Genomic DNA, 18,790 nt, shown 5'->3' on the forward strand with positions numbered 1-18,790 from the left:
TTTTGCTGCGGTTTTGTGCTACAATAAGTATGTATTTCAGCATTTGCTAATAATGCGTCTGGAGGAATTAAAATGAAAAAATTGTATCGCTATTTGTTAATGGCTGTTATGGCTCTGTGCTTTAGCGTTCCCTGCTTTGGCGCGGCAGAAGCAGCAGGTATTGCGTTGATTCCCCTGATTAATAATGTTCAGGGCGACGAGCTGGCAAATCAAGTGTTTTATAAAAATGCTATTGCCGCTATCAACGCTAAAAAAGGCTTCTACATGGTGGAAAACGACAAGCTGACCGCCGTTATCGACGCCGCCAAAATCGGTAATAAGGTACCGAACGCCGCAACCCTGGCAAAAATTGCTAAGGACGGCGACGTGGACATCGTTATCGCTATCCAGCTGGATAAGCTGCAAGACAATGTTATCGATTCCAGCGAAGAGCGCAAGCTGCAATTAGATTTGCAAGGCTATGCCGTTTCTTATAACAAGCTGACCGGCAAAGCCTACGAGCACCGTCTGTACAACGACAAGGTTATTCCCGAAGCCTTGACCAGCCGTTGGGATTGGGTGCATGAAGAATGGGGTCGCGTAGTGCGCGTTGAAATCGACCGCATGCTGCGCGACAAATAAAAAGCATAAACGCATCATCTCCTTTTGGGGGCCGCTACGGCGGCTCTCTTTTTTTGTACGGCTTTACATACGTAATATTACGTGTTAAAATGGATACAAAGGAGGAAAGATGATGGCCAAATATTTTTACCCCGTAGTGTTTGAACCGGAAGAAGTAGGCGTTTCTGTTTATGTGCCCGATATTCCCGGTTGTTTTACGCAGGGAGATTCGTTAGAAGACGCTCTCGACAATGTGCAGGAAGCTATAGGGCTGATGCTGGAAGGAAAAGCGCCGGAGGATTATCCGCAGGCGTCCAAGCCTAACGCATTGGCAATAGAAGGGCAGCAGTTTGTCATGATGGTCGCTTTTGACAAATTAGCTTACGATAGGAAATACAATTCTAAATCGGTTAAGAAAACTTTGTCCATTCCTGCGTGGTTGAATAATTTGGCGCAGGAGCGCAACGTTAATTTTTCTAATTTATTACAACGAGCGTTGCTCAACGAGCTGGGGCTTACGCGCTAGTGTGCGTGTTTTGCGGACAGCAGGAGTACGCTCTGTGTTTTACAACGCGGACAAATTCCTAATTGTGCGTAATTTGCGCATAGAGGTACACTGTTAAGCGAAAATAAATTGTATACATTCGCTAAGGGCTTGCGCGTAATGCTAAAGTATGTTACAATAGCTTCATAAAAATTTTACATTAGCTTTACTGATAGCAGGTTGAAAGCGTGTTAGCGGGAGTATGGTAGAGGAAACAAGGCAACTCTTACGGGAAACGGCTGATTGACGTTGATGCAGGCGAAAGCTAAAGCGCAGGTAAGATTTTTAAATCACACCCTAAAATGGAGGAATTGACAATGAAAAAATCTTTAGTTTTAGCAATGGCAATGGCTTTGGGCGTAACCGCTTCCGCTTACGCAGCCAACCCGTTCAGCGACGTGCCCGCAGGCCACTGGGCATACGACAGCGTTAACAAGCTGGCAGCAGCAGGCATTGTTGAGGGTTACGGCGACGCTACCTTCGGCGGCGACAAGCTGATGACTCGTTATGAAATGGCGCAAATCGTTGCGAAAGCAATGGCCAAAGGCGCTAACGTAGACAAGCTGGCCGCAGAATTTGCCGACGAGCTGGATACTCTGGGCGTGCGCGTAGCTAACTTGGAAAAGAAAGCCGACAATGTAAAAATTACCGGTCAAGCGCGTTTCCGTTATCAATCCCATGAAAATGGTCATGATAAAGGCGATCTGCGTACCCGTCTGTGGGTTGCAGGCCAGGTAAACGACGACTGGACCTACACCGCTATGTTGCAAAACCAGCAAGACTTTGATGATAATGACGGCGAAGAAACTACTAGCTTGAAGCGTGCTTATGTAGACGGTCGTATCGGCGGTTTGCAAATTCATGCAGGCCGTTGGGACGAAGTTACCTACACTGGCGCTATCCTCGATTCTTATGTAGACGGCATTAAAGTTTCTTATGGCGATAAAGTAAAAGTTTACGGTATCGCAGCTAAAGGCGCTGACAATGACGCTATTGACGGTGGCTTGACTTATGATAGCGGAGATCGCATTTACGTTGCCGGCGTAGAAGCTAATGTTGGCGTTGTGAACGGTTACTTCAACTACTTTAAAGCTGATAACGCTGCAACCGATCCTGCATTTGATAAAAATGGCGCTCTTGATAAAGATAACTCTACTTTCGATACTAAGGAAATTTACAACGTAGGCGTTTCTTTGGACGTAGCTAAGGATTTGAATCTGGCTTACGAATATATGTGGAGCGACAAGAAATATAATAAAGACGTTTCTAAAGACGGCTTTGTTGCAACCTTGGCTTATAAAGGCGCTGACGCCGAAGTAGCAAATACTTGGGGCGTACACGCTTCCTACTATGACCAACCGATCAACGCTATCCTGTCCCCGACCTACGACGCTACCATGTTCTTGGATCAAGGCGGCTACAAGGGCTGGAGCGCAGGCGTGGATTACACCTTCGCTAAGAACATTCAACTGTGCGTAAACTACTACGACACCGAAGCTAAGATTGGCAACGACGACGACCAAACTATCTTCACCGAATTGTTCTTCTTCTTCTGATAACTATTTGGAGCTTACTCAAAAGGACTGCTGCGGCAGTCCTTTTTTGCACCCTGCCGCGCACGGTAGCGTTGTGAAATTTTCGCCGGGCTGTGGGCAGCGGGGCTGGTTTATGTTACAATAGAAGTGTAGAGAATTTTTATCTCCCCCAGTCACCTTCGGTGACAGCCCCCTCTAAGAGGGGGCACTTAAAAGCTAGTCTTTTTGTTATGCTTTTGCTCCCTCTTTGAGGGACAAGGTGAATTGGCCGCAGGCCAAGAGAGGGCGGCCTGGGCCGGCTGGCATTTTGCTGTGCAAAATGACTGAGGGAGCTATTGTTTTACAAAAATTTATAATTTACGCAAGGAGGCTTTATTTATGAGAAAAGTATTGCGCTGCTTATTGCTGACACTGATGACGCTGTGCTTCAGCCTGCCCGCTTTGGGCGCCGCCGAAGCCGCTACGGTGGCGTTGCTGCCGTTAATTAACAATGTAGCGGGCGACGAGCTTGCGGGACAAATTTATTACAAGGAAGCCATTAACGCTTTAAAAAGCAAAAAAGGCTTCGTGCTGGTGGAAAACGACGCGCTGACCGCCGCTATCGAAGCCGCTAAAGTAGGCAATGCCGTGCCGACGCAGGCCGCTTTAGCCAAAATCGCTAAGGACGGCGATGTGGACATTGTTTTCGCTTTGCAGCTGGACGAATTGAGCAAACGCGAACGCCAGTTGCCGGGCGAGCGCATCGCTAAACTGAATTTGCAGGGTAAGGCCGTGGCGTACAACCGCCTGAACGGCGCTTTTTACGAGCATAAGCTGAAGAGCGATAAGGAAATCGACGTTAGCCTGACGGCGCGTTGGGACTGGAAGCACGAGGAGTTTGGCCGCGCGGTACGCCAGGAGATAGACCGGGCGCTGCGCGCTAAATAAAATGTAAAGTACGAGGCGGGGGCTGCGGCTCCCGCTTTTAACTTGTCAAAATTGACGCTTTTTGATAAGATAGGGTTAGCATCTTATCAAAATTGACGATTTTTGACAAGATGGCTTTGGCAACTTGTTAAAATTGACAAGTTTTGATGAGCAGGGAAGGAGGGAGCGAAATGAGATATTCGTCGTTAAAAAAGATATTTTATACTAATGAACGCTTGTGGCAACAGGAATATGCCGGGCGATTTAACGCTCCCTTTGTTGAGCATTTTGATTTTTCTATAAAACAGTATAATTATGCTCAAGCATATCCGGCCTTTTTGAATTATACAAAGGAATTATTGACGTTGGTCGATAGTATACATAGGCTGAATTTCGAGCTGCAGGATGTGGAGCGCTTTTTGCCGCCGATAGCGATACGCCAGTATTTGCAGGCGTGTATGGTCGAAGAAATACAAGCTAGCAATGAAATTGAAGGCGTGCGTAGTTCGCGTAAAGAAATTCGCGAGGCTATCGAACATGTGCAGAGCAATAGCGCGGCGACAGGAGTACGCTTTCAAAGCGTTGTGTCTAAATATCAAAAGCTTTTATCTGCAGCAAAAATTGATTTTATCGTGAGCTCCGACGTGCGAAAATTTTACGACGAGTTTATTTACGATGAAGTAAAGCTGGAAAACCCATTTAATTTGCCCGATGGGAAAATATTCAGGGCGGGACAGGTAGAAATTACGGCAGGCACGCAAAAAGTATTGCATATGGGCGCGTTTCCGGAAGAAGAGCTCATCAAAGGAATGGATAAGGCATTAGCCTTATTGAATGACAGAAGCTTTGCCGCAGTAATAAGATTGGCGATATTCCATTATTTATTTGGGTATTTACACCCGTTCTATGACGGTAATGGACGCACGGTAAGGTTTATAACGTCCTATTGTTTAGCAAAAGAGCTGTCGCCTTTGATAGCGCTCAATATGTCGCTGGTTATTAAGCATGATAAAGTGCGGTATTATAGAATGTTTAATGAAACAAGCGCTTATGCCAACTGCGGCGATTTAGGGCCTTTTGTAGTGGGCTTTTTACAAATAATCGAGAATGCCGCCCAAGATACGTTGCGTTATCTTCGTCAACAATCGCAACGCTATCAGGAGTATTTGACAAGGATAAAGGGGTTATCTGTAAATGATAAGCTGACCGGCGAGCTATATAATTTGCTGTTGCAAACCGCGCTGTTTTCTCCTGCGGGGATTAGTATGCAAGAACTTTCCGGCGTTCTAAAAAAATCGCGAAATACCATTTCCGCCCGATTGGATGCTATACCGGCAGAATATTTGATAGTCGATAAAGAGAGCAGGCAGCATCGTTTTAAATTGAATCTTGCAGGCTGGCAATAATATGCCATGCGCCGCGTGTCGCGGCGCTTTTTCGCCTTGACGCAAAACGATATATATACTATAATAAGACTGTATACTAGTAGGCGAATAAAGTAATTGATGTATGCGAGTATTAACGCTTGCATATTTTGTTTGCTTGTGCTATAGTATATATGCAAATGCATAAGCTAACTGTAATCACCAATTAGCAAAGACTTTAAACGCGACGCAAGGAAACAAGGCAACTTACGGGCAGCGGGTAAGGCCGCGGCTAAGCGGGATGGCAGGGCTAAAGCATTTAGTGTGTTTTCCGCAAGGAGGAATTGAAAATGAAAAAATCTTTGGTACTGGCAATGGCTATGGCATTGGGCGTAACCGCTTCCGCTTACGCTGCCAATCCGTTTAGCGACGTGCCCGCAGGTCACTGGGCATACGACAGCGTGAACAAGCTGGCTGCAGCTGGCGTTATCGACGGCTATGGCGACGCTACCTTTGGCGGCGATAAACTGATGACCCGTTATGAAATGGCGCAAATCGTTGCGAAAGCAATGGCTAAAGGCGCTAACGTAGACAAGCTGGCCGCTGAATTTGCCGACGAGCTGGATACTTTGGGCGTGCGCGTTGCTAACCTGGAAAAGAAAGCCGACAACGTAAAAATTACCGGCGAAGTTCGTTACAAATACATGAGCAAGGAAGGCGACGCTAACGGCGGCGAATCTTATGAAAACGACCTGCGTTCCCGTATCTGGATCAACGGTCAGGTAAACGACGATTGGTCCTACACCGGTATGATTGAAAATACCCAAGACTTTGGTAACGACAACGGCGACGAAGACACCAGCTTCCAACGCGCTTACGTTGAAGGTAAATTGGGCGGCATTAACGTAACCGCAGGCCGTTACAACGCTTTCTTCGCTAACGGCAATATTTACGACGCCCGCGTGGATGGCGTGGAAGCTTCCTATGGCAATAATATTAAAGTAACCGGTTTCGCAGGCAAAGGCACAGATGCAGATGACGAATCCAACGGCAACTACGCTGGCGGCGAACTTTCCGCTTCCTTTGACGCTTTAAATGTGGCTGCAGGTTATGTAAACTTTAAAGATATGTACACTGGAGTTGGCGAGAAAGATAGCAATATTGATAATGCAATTTGGTATTTGGGCGCCGATTATACCTTTGACGAGACGGTAACACTATCCGCCATGTATTTAAAAGGCGATTTGAGTGATCACGATAAAGATGCCGATTACTTAGACGACGACGGTTTCGTAATCGGTTTGTCCTACAAGGGTGCGGAAGCAGATACGCCGAACAGCTGGGGGATTTTCGCTAATTACTACGACCAGGGCGGTCAGACCTATATCGCTCATACCACTGACGCCAACGTATTTGATGGCGCTGGCTTTAAAGGTTACGGCATTGGCGCTAACTACACCTTCGCTAAGAACATTGTCGGCACCGTAGTTTACTACGATACTGAAGATAAGCTGGACAGCAAGATTGACGACCAACGCATTTGGGCCGATTTGACCTTCACTTTCTAATTGACATTAGCATAACGCATTTAAGAGCCGTTCCTGCGGGAGCGGCTCTTTGGCATGGTGCAAAGATTTTTGGCTCAACGGTCGGCGCGTAAAAAATATGACAGCGCCGAGGTGAAAATGATATAATGTGAACACACAGCGATTGGCGAGCGAAAAGCGAAGACAGAGCTGATGTGGAACATATATCTGTCGCCCGGCGATTGGCGAGCGAAAAGCGAAGACAGAGCCGCGGTAGACATGATATAATGTCTGTACGCAGGGATGCGTAAGGCGAAACAGTAATCTTAGCGAATTTGTTGGCGCGAATAAAAAGCGATAAGTAGCTCGCAAAATTTTTGCGAGCGTTTGCTTGAGGAGAAGTTTATGTACGGGTTAAGGCGGCAGCTGCTGCAGGCGTTGTTAGAAATGGCGCGACAATATGGAATAGAGAAGCTCATTTTGTTTGGCTCCCGCGCGAGGGGCGACAATAAGGAGCGCAGCGATATTGATTTGGCCGTGAGCGGCGGCAATATCAGCGCTTTTGCGGCGGCGGTCGACGAGGAGTTGCCAACCTTACTATTGGTTGACGTCGTTAATTTGGACGCAGCCGTCGACGAGGACTTGCGGCAGTCCATCAAACGGGAGGGGATTGTGCTTTATGAAAAAATACGCTAATTTTTGCCAAGCTTTAAAAAATTTGCACGAGCTGGAAAGCTTTACGGGCGAATACAACACAATTAACCTTACCGGCATGGCGTCGTTATATGGTATTTGCTTCGAGCAGAGCTGGAAGGCGATGAAAGAAATTTTAGAGCAGCAAGGCTTCCTTGCGGAAAATCTCGGTTCGCCGCGCATGGTGTTGAAGCGCGCCTATACGGCCGGGCTGATCGCCGACGAGCAGTTGTGGCTGGACGCGCTTGCGTCGCGCAATAACGTAGCGCATTCGTACAACGAGGCGGTCGCTAAAAATATAATCTTAGACGCCAAGGAAAAATATTTGCCGATGTTCGACGCTTTGCAAAAAGAAATTGAAAGCAAATGGCTCTAACGTAGTCCCTCAATCCGGTTACGGGTTGGGGACTTTTTTGCGTTTGCTCACCGCTTAAATTTGTCAACGCACGCCTTTATATGTTATAATATAAATAATTTAGGGAATTGAGGTTAGAGGAGGAGATTTTATGTTTGCAGAAATTATTGGGGCTATCAGCGGCTTTATGTACAGCTATTTGCTGATTGTCATGCTTATCGGCGTGGGCTTGTACTACACCTTTCGCACGCGGCTGATACAGGCGCGCCTGTTGGGGGAAACTATCCGCGTCATTTTGGAAAAGCCTGTGGGCAAGGGCGAGCACGCCGTTTCGTCCTTTCAGGCTTTGATGGTATCCACCGCTTCGCGCGTAGGCACGGGCAATATTATCGGCATTTCTACGGCCATTTGCCTGGGCGGTTACGGCGCTGTGTTCTGGATGTGGGTTATCGCCGTTGTCGGCGGCGCGTCCGCTTTTATTGAAAGCACCTTGGCGCAGATTTACAAAAAACGCGGCGAGCACGGCAGCTACGGCGGCCCGGCTTATTATATTGAAGCCGCTTTGGGCAGCCGCGCGTTGGCGGTTATTTTCAGCATTTCCCTGATTGCTACTTATGGCGTCGGCTTTAATATGCTGTGCGCGTACAATCTGCAATCTACTTTTATCGCGTACAGCTTCTACGACCCGGCTACCACTCCCTGGATTATCGGCGCAGTGCTGGCTGTGCTGGTGGGCTGGTGTTTGTTGGGCGGCGGCAAGCGTGTGATTAAAGCCACCTCCACTTTAGTTCCCATTATGGGCGTTATTTATATTTCCGTAGCCTTTGTGCTGACCATGATGCATATCGATTTACTGCCGGGAGTATTGGGCAATATCTTTAGCGAAGCCTTTGATTTTCAGGCGATTTTCTCCGGCTTGGCAGGCTCCTGCATGATGTACGGCATTAAGCGCGGCTTGTACAGCAACGAGGCCGGCGTAGGCTCCGCTCCTAACGCTGCCGCTGCCGCAGACGTGTCCCATCCCGTTAAGCAGGGCCTGGTGCAAATGCTGTCCGTATTTATCGATACGCTGCTGATTTGCACGGCTACCGCTTTTATGTGCCTGTCCTCCGGCGTCGCTCCTGTTCCGGAGCTGGCCGGAGCGCCCTATGTGCAGGAGGCTTTGGCTGCCAGCATGGGCGCTAACGCTAAAGCGTTCATCACTGTGTCCATGGTACTGTTTGCCTTTACTACGCTGCTGGGCAATCTGTATTATGTTGATAACTGCTTCGCTTATATTTTGCAGCGGTTGCCGGGCAAGACCTTCGTTTTGACGTACCGCGTTATTGCCTGCGTGGTTATTTTCATCGGCGCGGGTTCCAGCATGGGCCTGATGTGGGATTTGGCCGACGTATTGATGGGCTGCATGGCCATCATTAACCTGCCGGTTATCTGCATTCTGGGCGGGCCTGCTTTGCGCGCTTTGGACGATTACGTAGCGCAGCGCGACGCGGGCAAGAACCCTGTTTTTAAGGCTGCGTCCGTCGGCATTACGCAAAAGCTGGATTATTGGCAGAAGTAAGGACGTGGCGTTGGCAAAACGGCGTTTAAGTCTATTTGACTTTTTCGTCGCCTGATGTTATAATATAAATACAAAAAGGTGCTACCGATAAGCGGTTGCCCCTCAAACTTTTAGTAAAAAATAACCGCGAGTTTGGTCGACTGGGCGGTTATTTTTTATGCTTATCGCGAATAGAAAGACCAAGACTAATACTGGCAATTACTACCAAAAGCAATTCCAGCACAGCATGAATGTCCATCGCATTGTAATTTTATCTACCGGCAGAAAAGCCAAAAAATGTTTTATAAATATTGACGAAGTAACTGCGGCGAGCGAGGTAAAACCTGCCCGCCGTATTTTTGTAAATATTTTTATGACGCAAGCAGTAAATTTACGGTTTGTGTAGAATAATAATAAAGAAAACAATTTGGTCAAGGTTGTTTCGCTATCCTCAAGCAAGGAGGGAAGAAGAATGATTTATAATTATTATCCCGGCTGTACGCTTTCCACGAAAGCCAAAAAGCTGGACGTTGCGGCACGGCGCTGCGCCGAGGCTTTAGGCTTTCCGCTGGAGGAGCTGCCGGAATGGCAATGCTGCGGCGCGGTCTACCCCATGGCGGCGGACGCTGTGGCCGAGCGGCTGAGTGCAGTGCGAGCTCTGGCTGCGGCACGGGAGCGCGGCGGCGTTTTGGTAACGCTGTGCAGCGCCTGCCATCATGTATTGAAGCGCGTTAATCATGATATGGCGGTTAACGCCGAACTGCGCCAAAAGGTCAACAGCTATTTGCAGCTGGCCGAGCCTTACGGCGGCGAAACGAAGGTGCTGCATTATCTGGAGGTGCTGCGCGACCATGTGGGCTGGGAGACGCTGGCGCAAAAGCTGGTTAAGCCCTTAAAGGGAAGAGCGGCAGGCGCTTATTACGGCTGTATGCTGCTCAGGCCGGGACAGGTTATGGCCATGGACGACCCTGAGCGTCCAACTATTTTGGAGCAATTTCTTAAAGCGCTGGGCGCTGCGCCAGTAACCTACGCTATGCGCAACGAATGCTGCGCCGGATATCTGGCGGTGACCAACGAGGCTTTGTGCCGCCGCATGGTGGACAAAATTAAAGAAAACGCTGCCTCTAAGGGAGCGCAGGAGCTGATTACGGCTTGCCCCCTGTGCGCTTATAATTTAGTGGCTAACGGCAAGCCCGGCAGTTTGCCCGTACTGTATTTTACAGAGCTGTTGGCAGAGGCCCTGGGCTTGGACGAAGGAGGTGCGGCAGATGGAGCTGAATAGCAAGGCCCTGGCTGAATATATTCTGACCTTGTCCGGCACCGATGTGCGGCGCTGTATGCAGTGCGGCCGCTGCAGCGCTGCCTGCCCCGCTGCCGAAGCGATGGATTTGCTGCCTCACCGTATGGTGTGGGAAGCGATTTGCGGTCATGGCGACGAGCTGCTGGCTGCCGCCGCGCCCTGGAGCTGCGTGTCCTGCATGGCCTGCGAACAGCGCTGTCCTCGCGGCGTCAGCCCGGCGGCAGTGATGGAGGCTGCGCGTTTAGCGGCTATTCGCCGACAGGGAGGAAACAGGCTGGCTGCCGAACAGCTGGAGCGTTATCCGGCGGAAATGCCGCAGCAGGCATTGGTGGCGGCCTTCAGAAAATATAACAAGTAGGAGGTATCCTCGTGCAAAAAATAGGTGTCTTTGTATGTTGGTGCGGCAGCAATATCGCCGGCACGGTGGATGTTGCCCAAGTTGTGGAGGCTGTCAGGCAGATTCCTGACGTGGCCTATGCCGTTGATTATAAATATATGTGCTCCGAACAGGGGCAGGAGCTGATTCGTCAGGCAGTGCGGGAATACGGCCTGAACCGGCTGGTGGTTTGCTCCTGTTCGCCGCGGATGCACGAAGCCACCTTCCGCAAATGCGCGGAGGGTATAGGCATTAACCCCTATATGGTGGAGATAGCGAATATCCGCGAGCAGTGCTCCTGGGTTTTAAAGGATAAAGCCGAGGCCACGGCCAAGGCGATAAAGCTGGCCAAGGCGGCGGTGGCGAAGGCGCGCTTTAACGCGCCGCTGCAGGCGGGGAGCAGCAACGTGGTGAAGAGGGCGCTGGTAATCGGCGGCGGTATCGCCGGTATCCAGACGGCGCTGGACATCGCCGAAGCGGGTTATAAGGTGGATATTGTGGAAAAGGAGCCGACTATTGGCGGGCGCATGGCGCAGCTGGATAAAACCTTTCCGACGCTGGATTGCAGCGCCTGCATCCTGACACCCAAAATGGTGGACGCGGCTCAGCACGAAAATATTACCCTGTATACCTATAGCGAGGTGGAAGGCGTGAGCGGCTACGTGGGTAATTTCACTGTGACCATCCGCCGCAAGGCGCGCAGCGTGAAGGAGGATATGTGCAGCGGCTGCGGCGTGTGTACGGAAAAATGCCCGTCCCGCAAAACTCCCAGCGAGTTTGATATGGGCTTGAAAAACCGCGGCGCAATTTATATTCCCTTTGCGCAGGCTATTCCCAAGGTGCCGGTTATCGACCGGGAGGCCTGCATTAAATTCAAAACCGGTAAGTGCGGCATTTGCTCCAGGATTTGTCCCTGCGAGGCTATCGACTATACGCAGCAGGACGAGCTTATTAGCGAAAAGTACGGCGCTATTGTGCTGGCAACGGGCTTTGAGCAGATACCCCTGGATAAATTTGCCGATTTGGGCTGGGGCGAAAGCAAGGACGTTATCACTTCGCTGCAGCTGGAACGGCTGACGAACGCGGCGGGGCCGACGGAAGGGCATTTAGTATGCCCGTCCAGCGGCAAGGAGCCGGAGTCCGTCGTTATCGTTTCCTGCGTGGGCTCGCGCGATACTTCGGAGCGGGGCAAGAGCTACTGCAGCAAGATTTGCTGTATGTATAACGCTAAGCATGCCATGTATATCCGCGAAAAATATCCCAATATAGACGTAACCGTTTTTTATATAGACGTGCGCACTCCCGGCAAGGGCTTTGACGAATTTCAGCGCCGCGCCGTGGAGGAATACGGCGTGCATTATGTACGCGGACAGGTGGGCAAGGTCGTGACCGACGGCGACGGTAGAATTACCTTGCAGGCCAGCGATTTGAACAGCGGCAGGCAGCTGACTCTGCATCCTGATCTGGTGGTGCTGGCGGCGGCGGTGCAGCCTGCTCCCGCAGCGCGTAAGCTGGCGACGATGCTGACGGCCAGCATTGACAACGACGATTTTTATGTGGAGGCTCATCCTAAGCTGCGTCCGGTAGAAAGCCCGACGGCAGGCATCTTTTTATCCGGTATGTGCCAGGGTCCCAAGGATATCCCGGAAACTGTTTCGCAGGCGGGGGCCGCTGCGGCTAAGGTTATTGGTCTTTTAGCCAAGGATCATTTGGCGACCAACCCCTGCATTGCCGAATGCCAGGAAAATATTTGCAGCGGCTGTCAGACTTGCGCCCGCGTATGTCCTTACGGCGCTATCAGCTACGAAGCCAAAACGGTGATCGCCTTGACCGGCGTGCGGGAGGAGCGCATGGTGGCCGTGGTAAACCCGGCGCTGTGCCAAGGCTGCGGCGCCTGCACGGTGGCCTGCCCCAGCGGCTCCATGGATCTCAAGGGCTTCACTAACCGGCAGATTTTAGCGGAGGTGGATGCGTTATGTTAGAAGCTAAGAGCACCTGCGAACCGAAAATAGTAGCCTTTTGCTGCAACTGGTGCAGCTATGCCGGTGCGGACGGAGCAGGTACTGCCCGTAAGAGCTACCCGGCCAATATTAAGATTATCAAGGTGCCCTGCTCCTGCAGAGTCAATCCCTTGTTTATTCTGCGCGCTTTTGCCCGCGGCGCGGACGGCGTGATTTTGTGCGGCTGCCATCCGGGAGATTGTCATTATACGACGGGCAATTATTTTACCCGCCGCCGCATGACGCTGCTTTTAGGCATGCTTAATTATCTGGGCGTAGCCGGGGAGCGTTTCCGCGTGGAATGGGTCAGCGCCGCCGAGGGCGCGCGTTTTGCCCAGGTAATGAACGATTTTGCGCAGCATATTGCCGCGTTGGGAGAAAATGTAAAGTTGAGGGATTTGCGATGCGCGAAATAAATAAGCTGATGCGGGAAAAGGCCGCTAAGCTCTTGGGCGACGGCACGGTGGAGCGCGTGCTGGCCTGGCGCAGCGGCGAATTCTTTTATGATAATGCGCCGGCCTTTTTTGCCGACGCGGAAGCTTGTCAGGATATTGTGTACGATGAATTTTGTCCTGCCAATTTAAGTAAGTATTTGATGCAGACCAGCCGCAGGGGGCTAAGAACGGCAGTCTTTCTCAAGCCCTGCGATACTTATGGGTTAAATCAGCTCTTGAAGGACCACCGCGTCAAGCGGGAGCTGGTTTACGCAGTGGGCACGCCCTGCAGCGGCATGGTCGATATTAAGAAAATTAAAGCTGCCGGAGCTAAGGCTATCGTTAAGGTGGTCTGCGACGGCGACGAGGTGCAGGTGACTACCGCTGCGGGCAATTTAACCCTGTCCAAGCGAGAGGTGCTGCTTGATAAGTGCAGAATGTGCAAGGGCAGCGCTTATAAAATTGCCGACGACGAGCTGGGACAGCCCTTGGAGACTCCTGCGTTTACCGGCGACAAATTTGCCGGAGTGAAGGCTGTGGAGGCTATGAGCGCGGAGGAACGCTTTGCCTTTTGGCAGCAGGAGCTGAGCAAGTGCATCCGTTGCAATGCCTGCCGCGATATTTGTCCGGCGTGCAGTTGCGAGCAGTGCATCTTTGATAAGCCGGATTCTCCGGTAGCAGGCAAGGCTTATGCCGACCCGGTGGAGGAGCAGCTCTTTCATATTATCCGCGCTTATCATGTGGCGGGACGCTGCGTGGGTTGCGGCGAATGCGCCCGCGTTTGTCCGCAGGGAGTTAAGCTGGGGCTTTTGAATATGAAATTTATTAAGGATATTAACAGCTTCTTTGGAGCCTATCAGGCGGGGGAGGACGCCGTCACGCCTGCTCCCTTGACGGATTACAGGCTGAACGACGCTGAAACGGAAATCGCGCTGAAGGGAGGCGAGCGCCATGTATAAGCTGAGTCGGGCGGATTTGCCTGAGCTGTACGCCGCTTTGGCGCAGGAGGGCAGGCTGCTTTTGCCCTGCGCCGATAAAAACGGCAAGGTGGATTTTGCCGCTTACAGCGAGCAGGCGCAGGTAGCTTTGGACGCGCCTTTGACGGCGCGTTCGGCTAAGGATGCGTTCTTCCCGCAGGTAGAGCAGCTGCTGACCTTTACGTCCAGCGGCAAGCGCCTGGCCATCGTGCAGCAGCGCCCCGATGAGGAGCAGGTTATTCTGCTGGGCGTGCGGGCCTGCGACGCGCGTAGCTTTGAGCTGCTGGATATGGTATTTTTGCAGGAACCGGTAGATACCTATTACCAAACGCGCCGGGCTAACACGCTGGTTATTGGTCTGGGCTGCAGCGAGCCGGAGGAAACCTGCTTTTGCCATGCCTTTGGCATCGACGCGGCCAAGCCTGCCGCCGATGTGCAAATCTGGCTGACAGCGGACGCTTTGTATTGGCAGCCGGTAACGGAACGAGGCGTAGCGCTGACGGAAAAATTAGGCGGCCTTTTGACAGAAACGGATGATACCGACGCGGTGAAAGAGCAGCAGGAGCTGACGCATAAAATTTTAAGTTTGCTGCCGCTGCACGATTTTAAGGTGAACGATAAGCTGCCGCAGAACGAATTGAAGGTATTTAACAGCGGCGTGTGGGAGCGTTTGTCGCCGTCCTGCTTGTCCTGCTGTACCTGTACTTATATTTGCCCTACCTGTCATTGCTATGATATACGTGATTATCAGGCTACGGAAAGCAAAACCCAGCGCTTCCGCTGCTGGGACAGCTGCATGGCCAGCGATTTTACTAAAATGGCTCACGGCAATCCGCGCAAGACGCGCTTGGAACGCTTCCGCCAAAGATATATGCACAAGCTGGTTTATTTCCCGGAAAATAACGCGGGCGCATACGCCTGCGTAGGCTGCGGTCGCTGCCTGCAAAAATGTCCGGTGAACTTAAACATTGTGAAGGTAGCCAAGGCTTTGGAGGTGAGCGAGGATGTATAAAAACGATACGCTGATTCCGCAGGTGGGCGTGGTGACGGACGTGTACAGCGATACCGCCGACGTCAAAACCTTTCGCGTGGAAAAGCCGGGCGGCGGCAAGCTGTTTGAGCATTTGCCGGGACAATGCGCTATCCTGTCCGTGCCGGGCAAGGGCGAGGCGATATTTTCCATCACTTCTTCGCCTACTAACGCAAAATATATGGAGTTCAGCATTAAGCGCTGCGGCTGCATAACGGATTTCCTGCATTTTGAGGTAGAGGCAGGACAGGAAATTGCAGTACGCGGGCCTTACGGCAACCATTTTCCCGTGGAAGATAAGCTGAGAGGCAAGGATTTGCTCTTTATCGCCGGCGGCATCGGCCTAGCGCCTCTGCGCAGCGTTATCAATTATATGCTGGATAAGCGCGGCGATTACGGCGCTATCGATATCGTCTACGGCGCGCGCAGTAAAGAAGATTTTGTGCGCTACGAGGAATTGACGCAGGTATGGCCGCAGCGGGAAAATACGCGTGTGCATCTGACCATCGACCGTGCGCAGGAGGGCTGGAACGGCAACGTGGGCTTTGTGCCGGACTTTCTGAAACAGCTGGACTTTACGCCGGATAAAACGGTGCTGCTGTGCGGGCCGCCGATTATGATTAAGCTGTGCCTTAAAGCGTTGACGGAAATGGGCTTTAAGAAAAGCCAGGTTTATACTACGCTGGAGCTGCGCATGAAGTGCGGCGTGGGCAAGTGCGGCCGCTGCAATATTGGTAGGAAGTATGTGTGCAAGGATGGGCCGGTGTTTACTTGCGATGAGTTGGACGTTATGCCTGACGAGTACTAGCGGCACATGCCATAATCGCTTTATGCTTCGTTGTCGGCAATTAGCTGCGCTCGATATACTTTTAGTATTATCTCGCTTGCTACTTGCCTGCCGCCTCGCCTAAAGACGATTCTAACATGTGCCGAGGTTATCAATAGGCTTATATTACGTTGTCGGCAATTTGCCGCCTCGTCTAAAGACGATTCTGACGCTTGTTTAGGTTAGGCGTGAGCTGAAGTGCAAGTGCGATAATCGCTTTATACTGCTGTTTTACTTGTCCTTCCTCTTTGAGGGAGGTGCCTCGCGTAAGCGAGGCGGAGGGAGAAACAACATCCTTAATTTTAGGAGGAAAAATAAATGGAAGATATGGTAACAGTATATCTGCTGGGCAAGAAGTATTCTGTGCCTGCCGCCCTGACCATTATGGACGCCATGGAATACGCCGGGTTTAAGCTGGTGCGGGGCTGCGGCTGCCGCAGCGGCTTTTGCGGGGCCTGCGCTGTTATTTACCGCATTAAGGGCAGCACGGAGCTGAAGGTGGTGCTTTCCTGCCAAACTAAGGTGGAAGAAGGTATGTGCGTGGGCAGGATAGATTACTTCCCCGTCAATAAGCGTACCTTCAATATAGAAGAAATTAAGGCGACGGACAATATTGTGGGGCAGTTGTACCCGGAAATTTACAGCTGCATTGGCTGTAACGCCTGCACTAAGGGCTGTCCGCAGGGACTGAATGTTATGCAGTACATCGCTTACGCCCAGCGCGGCGATTACGCCAAGGCCGCGCACGCTTCGTTCGACTGCGTGGGCTGCAATATCTGCGCGTCCCGCTGCCCGGCGCAAATCAGCCACAGCGCCGTCGGCCTGCTGTGCCGCCGCTTGACAGGCAAATATATTGCGCCCGAATGCAAGCATTTGGCGCAGCGCGTGGCGGAAATCGAAAACGGCGATTATGCGGCGCTGCTGGATAAGCTGAAAAAGATGCCTCTTGACGAGATCAAGGAGCTGTATAATAAACGCGAGATTGAAAAGTAAGGAGGCAGAAAGATGAGCGCATTTACGGAAGAAATGTTGAAATCCATGGCGAAGGTGGAGGCTACCCGCGCTTCCCGCCTGCATGCCTCCATTGAACGCTTCAGCGCCGAGGAAAAGGAAGCGCTGCTGCAGGAATTCCATCCCGATTACAGCGCCAAGGGCTTTAAGGTGCTGGAGGTAGGCCCCAATAAGGGACAGAAGGTGCCGGTGGAGCTGGCGCGTCTTTTAGAGGGCAAGAGCCGCTTAGAGGGCGTGGAGCTGGATTTGGAACGGCTGGATTACGATGTGGACGTTTTGGTTATCGGCGGCGGCGGCGCGGGAGCCAGCGCGGCGCTGGAGGCGGCTAATGGCGGCGCCAGCGTTTTAGTCGTTACCAAGCTGCGCATGGGCGACGCCAACACGATGATGGCCGAGGGCGGTATTCAGGCTGCCGATAAGGCTAACGATTCGCCGGCGGTACATTATTTGGACGCCTTTGGCGGCGGTCATTATAAAAATATCCCGGAGCTGTTGGAAGAGCTGGTGACGAACGGGCCGCTGGCTATCGACTGGCTCAGCAGGTTAGGCGTGATGTTCGATAAGGAGCAGGACGGCAATATGGTGACGACCCATGGCGGCGGCACCAGCCGTAAGCGGATGCACGCTTGCGCCGATTACACCGGCGCGGAAATTATGCGCGTGCTGCGGGACGAGGTACAGAACCGCGGCATTCCCGCGCTGGAGTTCGCTCCGGCCGTCGAGCTTTTGCTGGACGGCGAGGGTAAAGCGGCGGGGGCTGTGCTGTGGGATTACGACAGCTGCGAGTACAAGGTGGTACGCGCCAAGACTGTGGTTATGGCGACGGGCGGCGCAGGCCGCCTGCATTATCAGGGCTTCCCCACCTCCAACCATTACGGGGCTACGGCCGACGGGCTGGTGATGGCTTATCGTGCGGGCGCGCCGCTGATTTACGCCGACGCCATTCAATACCATCCGACGGGCGTGGCTTATCCGGCGCAGATTTACGGCGCTTTGGTGACGGAAAAGGTGCGTTCCATCGGCGCGCAGCTGGTCAACAGCGAGGGCGAGATTTTCATGCACCCGTTGGAAACCCGCGACGTGGCGGCGGCTTCGATTATCCGCGAATGCACTGTGCGCGGCAAGGGCGTGAAGGCGCTGGACGGCGTGGCGCTGTGGCTGGATACGCCGCTGATTGAAATGCTGCACGGCGAGGGCACGATTGCCAAACGCATTCCCGGTATGCTGCGCATGTACGCTAAATTCGGTATCGATTTGCGCAAGGAGCCGATTCTGGTTTATCCCACGCTGCATTATCAGAACGGCGGTATTTTAATCGATAAGGACGCGCAGACGAAAATACCGGGTTTGTTTGTAGCGGGCGAGGCTGTGGGCGGTATTCACGGCACTAACCGCTTGATGGGCAACAGTCTGCTGGATATTATCGTCTTTGGCCGCATTGCCGGCACTAAGGCCGCCGCTGTTGCCAAAACGGTTAAAGTGGGCAGGCTGAGCCTGGAGCATGTGGCCCGCTATGCGGCGGAGGAACGTGAGGCCGGGGTGCAGGGCGAGCTGTCGCCGAAGCTGCTGCCGGTTTATACTCACGGCAGAAACGCCAGATAAGCTGCTGGATAGCAAGTTCAGCTTTTCTTGAACTTTCTATAATTTGTTCACAGCAGGGTTAGGCAGTTTGTAATAAAAAGCAAGCTGCCTGACCTCTTTGCGGCAGTAGTGTTGTCAAAGAAAATAGTTGACAGCCTCGTTTTATTGTGCTATCATATCTATGTTGCTTAT

The 18,790-nt window shown here is 51.9% G+C and carries 18 protein-coding genes; all 18 read left to right on the top strand.

Annotation, left to right across the window (positions count from 1 at the left end; genetic code table 11):
- Positions 1-72: 72 nt before the first annotated feature.
- Positions 73-621, top strand: a complete 549-nt coding sequence (locus Q4E64_RS00525; protein ID WP_303165706.1) for a hypothetical protein — start codon at positions 73-75, stop codon at positions 619-621.
- A gap of 109 nt (positions 622-730) precedes the next feature.
- The gene (locus Q4E64_RS00530) at positions 731-1,126 is read left to right on the top strand and encodes a type II toxin-antitoxin system HicB family antitoxin (protein ID WP_303165707.1); all 396 of its coding nucleotides are present in this window, start codon (positions 731-733) and stop codon (positions 1,124-1,126) included.
- 335 nt (positions 1,127-1,461) lie between these two features.
- A complete protein-coding gene (locus Q4E64_RS00535; RefSeq protein WP_303165708.1) occupies positions 1,462-2,700 on the top strand; it encodes an S-layer homology domain-containing protein in 1,239 nt (412 codons plus the stop codon).
- 357 nt (positions 2,701-3,057) lie between these two features.
- Positions 3,058-3,606, top strand: a complete 549-nt coding sequence (locus Q4E64_RS00540) for a hypothetical protein (RefSeq protein WP_303165709.1) — start codon at positions 3,058-3,060, stop codon at positions 3,604-3,606.
- A gap of 170 nt (positions 3,607-3,776) precedes the next feature.
- Complete coding sequence (locus tag Q4E64_RS00545) at positions 3,777-4,991, top strand: Fic family protein (RefSeq protein WP_303165710.1); 1,215 nt, start codon at positions 3,777-3,779, stop codon at positions 4,989-4,991.
- 308 nt (positions 4,992-5,299) lie between these two features.
- Entirely contained in the window at positions 5,300-6,517 is a 1,218-nt protein-coding gene (locus Q4E64_RS00550) for an S-layer homology domain-containing protein (RefSeq protein WP_303165711.1), read from the top strand.
- 363 nt (positions 6,518-6,880) lie between these two features.
- Positions 6,881-7,171: a nucleotidyltransferase family protein gene (locus Q4E64_RS00555; protein WP_303165712.1), complete on the top strand. Its 291-nt coding sequence runs from the start codon at positions 6,881-6,883 to the stop codon at positions 7,169-7,171.
- Complete coding sequence (locus Q4E64_RS00560) at positions 7,155-7,544, top strand: HI0074 family nucleotidyltransferase substrate-binding subunit (protein ID WP_303165713.1); 390 nt, start codon at positions 7,155-7,157, stop codon at positions 7,542-7,544. Before Q4E64_RS00555 ends, Q4E64_RS00560 begins: the two co-directional genes overlap by 17 nt.
- Before the next feature lie 130 nt (positions 7,545-7,674).
- Entirely contained in the window at positions 7,675-9,084 is a 1,410-nt protein-coding gene (locus Q4E64_RS00565; RefSeq protein WP_303165714.1) for a sodium:alanine symporter family protein, read from the top strand.
- Between the two features lie 451 nt (positions 9,085-9,535).
- The gene (locus Q4E64_RS00570) at positions 9,536-10,345 is read left to right on the top strand and encodes a CoB--CoM heterodisulfide reductase iron-sulfur subunit B family protein (RefSeq protein WP_303165715.1); all 810 of its coding nucleotides are present in this window, start codon (positions 9,536-9,538) and stop codon (positions 10,343-10,345) included.
- Positions 10,332-10,721, top strand: a complete 390-nt coding sequence (locus tag Q4E64_RS00575) for a 4Fe-4S dicluster domain-containing protein (protein WP_303165716.1) — start codon at positions 10,332-10,334, stop codon at positions 10,719-10,721. The genes Q4E64_RS00570 and Q4E64_RS00575 overlap by 14 nt, the downstream gene beginning before the upstream one ends.
- Positions 10,722-10,732: 11 nt before the next feature.
- On the top strand, positions 10,733-12,721 hold the full coding sequence (locus Q4E64_RS00580; protein ID WP_303165717.1) for a CoB--CoM heterodisulfide reductase iron-sulfur subunit A family protein: 1,989 nt from the start codon (positions 10,733-10,735) through the stop codon (positions 12,719-12,721).
- Complete coding sequence (locus tag Q4E64_RS00585; protein WP_303165718.1) at positions 12,715-13,155, top strand: hydrogenase iron-sulfur subunit; 441 nt, start codon at positions 12,715-12,717, stop codon at positions 13,153-13,155. Before Q4E64_RS00580 ends, Q4E64_RS00585 begins: the two co-directional genes overlap by 7 nt.
- Positions 13,143-14,132: a 4Fe-4S dicluster domain-containing protein gene (locus Q4E64_RS00590; RefSeq protein ID WP_303165719.1), complete on the top strand. Its 990-nt coding sequence runs from the start codon at positions 13,143-13,145 to the stop codon at positions 14,130-14,132. Before Q4E64_RS00585 ends, Q4E64_RS00590 begins: the two co-directional genes overlap by 13 nt.
- Positions 14,125-15,162: a 4Fe-4S dicluster domain-containing protein gene (locus tag Q4E64_RS00595; RefSeq protein ID WP_303165720.1), complete on the top strand. Its 1,038-nt coding sequence runs from the start codon at positions 14,125-14,127 to the stop codon at positions 15,160-15,162. Before Q4E64_RS00590 ends, Q4E64_RS00595 begins: the two co-directional genes overlap by 8 nt.
- Entirely contained in the window at positions 15,155-15,988 is an 834-nt protein-coding gene (locus tag Q4E64_RS00600; RefSeq protein ID WP_303165721.1) for an FAD/NAD(P)-binding protein, read from the top strand. Before Q4E64_RS00595 ends, Q4E64_RS00600 begins: the two co-directional genes overlap by 8 nt.
- A gap of 336 nt (positions 15,989-16,324) precedes the next feature.
- Positions 16,325-16,999: a 4Fe-4S dicluster domain-containing protein gene (locus Q4E64_RS00605; protein ID WP_303165722.1), complete on the top strand. Its 675-nt coding sequence runs from the start codon at positions 16,325-16,327 to the stop codon at positions 16,997-16,999.
- Between the two features lie 12 nt (positions 17,000-17,011).
- Complete coding sequence (locus Q4E64_RS00610) at positions 17,012-18,619, top strand: FAD-dependent oxidoreductase (RefSeq protein WP_303165723.1); 1,608 nt, start codon at positions 17,012-17,014, stop codon at positions 18,617-18,619.
- The last annotated feature ends 171 nt before the right edge of the window (positions 18,620-18,790 follow it).

It is taken from the genome of Phascolarctobacterium sp. (assembly GCF_030531065.1).
Taxonomy (GTDB): domain Bacteria; phylum Bacillota; class Negativicutes; order Acidaminococcales; family Acidaminococcaceae; genus Phascolarctobacterium_A.

What these genes read in the sequence shown, in the direction of transcription:
- Q4E64_RS00535 (WP_303165708.1), top strand. Translation starts at nt 1,462, where the DNA reads ATGAAAAAATCTTTAGTTTTAGCAATGGCAATGGCTTTGGGCGTAACC.
- Q4E64_RS00540 (WP_303165709.1), top strand. Translation starts at nt 3,058, where the DNA reads ATGAGAAAAGTATTGCGCTGCTTATTGCTGACACTGATGACGCTGTGC.
- Q4E64_RS00605 (WP_303165722.1), top strand. Translation starts at nt 16,325, where the DNA reads ATGGAAGATATGGTAACAGTATATCTGCTGGGCAAGAAGTATTCTGTG.
- Q4E64_RS00530 (WP_303165707.1), top strand. Translation starts at nt 731, where the DNA reads ATGATGGCCAAATATTTTTACCCCGTAGTGTTTGAACCGGAAGAAGTA.
- Q4E64_RS00550 (WP_303165711.1), top strand. Translation starts at nt 5,300, where the DNA reads ATGAAAAAATCTTTGGTACTGGCAATGGCTATGGCATTGGGCGTAACC.
- Q4E64_RS00570 (WP_303165715.1), top strand. Translation starts at nt 9,536, where the DNA reads ATGATTTATAATTATTATCCCGGCTGTACGCTTTCCACGAAAGCCAAA.
- Q4E64_RS00555 (WP_303165712.1), top strand. Translation starts at nt 6,881, where the DNA reads ATGTACGGGTTAAGGCGGCAGCTGCTGCAGGCGTTGTTAGAAATGGCG.
- Q4E64_RS00575 (WP_303165716.1), top strand. Translation starts at nt 10,332, where the DNA reads ATGGAGCTGAATAGCAAGGCCCTGGCTGAATATATTCTGACCTTGTCC.
- Q4E64_RS00560 (WP_303165713.1), top strand. Translation starts at nt 7,155, where the DNA reads ATGAAAAAATACGCTAATTTTTGCCAAGCTTTAAAAAATTTGCACGAG.
- Q4E64_RS00545 (WP_303165710.1), top strand. Translation starts at nt 3,777, where the DNA reads ATGAGATATTCGTCGTTAAAAAAGATATTTTATACTAATGAACGCTTG.
- Q4E64_RS00595 (WP_303165720.1), top strand. Translation starts at nt 14,125, where the DNA reads ATGTATAAGCTGAGTCGGGCGGATTTGCCTGAGCTGTACGCCGCTTTG.
- Q4E64_RS00600 (WP_303165721.1), top strand. Translation starts at nt 15,155, where the DNA reads ATGTATAAAAACGATACGCTGATTCCGCAGGTGGGCGTGGTGACGGAC.
- Q4E64_RS00585 (WP_303165718.1), top strand. Translation starts at nt 12,715, where the DNA reads ATGTTAGAAGCTAAGAGCACCTGCGAACCGAAAATAGTAGCCTTTTGC.
- Q4E64_RS00525 (WP_303165706.1), top strand. Translation starts at nt 73, where the DNA reads ATGAAAAAATTGTATCGCTATTTGTTAATGGCTGTTATGGCTCTGTGC.
- Q4E64_RS00590 (WP_303165719.1), top strand. Translation starts at nt 13,143, where the DNA reads ATGCGCGAAATAAATAAGCTGATGCGGGAAAAGGCCGCTAAGCTCTTG.
- Q4E64_RS00610 (WP_303165723.1), top strand. Translation starts at nt 17,012, where the DNA reads ATGAGCGCATTTACGGAAGAAATGTTGAAATCCATGGCGAAGGTGGAG.
- Q4E64_RS00565 (WP_303165714.1), top strand. Translation starts at nt 7,675, where the DNA reads ATGTTTGCAGAAATTATTGGGGCTATCAGCGGCTTTATGTACAGCTAT.